At 55.4% G+C, this 475-nt stretch carries 1 protein-coding gene; it reads left to right on the top strand.

Going from position 1 to position 475, the window contains the following annotated elements:
* Positions 1-475: hypothetical protein (locus H6A60_RS12515; RefSeq protein ID WP_205105134.1), on the top strand; the 475-nt coding region annotated here is incomplete at both ends.

Genomic DNA, 475 nt, shown 5'->3' with positions numbered 1-475 from the left:
TCCGAGAGGAGTTCCGGCGGCACGTCTTTCAATGGTATCCGGATTTGGCTGTACGCTCCGAACAGCAAAATGTCGGCATTCGCCGCGTACGCTTCAAGCGCTTTGAAGTGCCCTTCCCTGCTGATAAAACGCCGAAGATGATGACGTTGAGGCAGGTCTCTGAGACGAGAGACTACGCATCTGTGAACGTCGGCTTTACAACCGTTGCCTCCTTTGGCTGGGCACGTCATTCTCGCTTTGACGAAGACGGAAATCTGCTGCAGGTGGTCTACTCGCCCGGACTGGCTGTTGGAGATCCCAAATACTGGAACGACTACGAGATCGGCTTCGTCGATCTGATGTCGGCAGAACGTTTTGTTGAGGCCTTCGGGTTGAATGCCCTCACTACTGCAGGGTGGCGGCTCGATAAGTCGTTGTGTTCTTGGTACGCTCCGAACGCTGCCTTCGGACCGGGCCTTCCTCCTAAAGAGATGGC

The organism is Sutterella massiliensis (genome assembly GCF_016899755.1).
Lineage (GTDB): Bacteria > Pseudomonadota > Gammaproteobacteria > Burkholderiales > Burkholderiaceae_F > Sutterella > Sutterella massiliensis.
The sequence above is the reverse complement of the archived record's forward strand: the minus strand, read 5'-3'. Positions and strand labels throughout refer to the sequence as shown.